1 protein-coding gene is annotated in these 301 nt (G+C 73.1%); it reads left to right on the top strand.

Translation table 11 applies throughout. The features are described from left to right. Window positions 1-301 (top strand): beta-ketoacyl synthase N-terminal-like domain-containing protein (locus tag A33M_RS21885; RefSeq protein WP_040622751.1); only part of this gene is annotated, 301 nt, incomplete at both ends.

Raw genomic sequence — 301 nt, 5'->3', positions numbered from 1 at the left:
ACGAGCTCGGCACCGTCGCGCTCGCCGAGGCGATGAAGCGCGCGGGCGTGTCTCCCGCCGACGTCGACGACGTGATTCTCGGCCAGGTGCTGACCGCCGCCCAAGGCCAGAACCCGGCGCGGCAGGCGGCGGTCGCCGCCGGCATCCCGGTCGAGAAGACGGCGCTGACCATCAATCAGGTGTGCGGCTCGGGCCTTCGCGCGGTGGCGATGGGCGCGCAGGCGATCCAGGCGGGCGATGCGAGCGTCGTGGTCGCCGGCGGCCAGGAGAGCATGAGCCGCGCGGTGCACGCGATGTATCT

Origin of the sequence: Rhodovulum sp. PH10 (genome assembly GCF_000293785.1) — a bacterium.
In the GTDB taxonomy this organism is placed as follows: Bacteria; Pseudomonadota; Alphaproteobacteria; order Rhizobiales; family Xanthobacteraceae; genus Rhodoplanes.
This window is presented reverse-complemented; position numbering and strand designations above follow the sequence as displayed.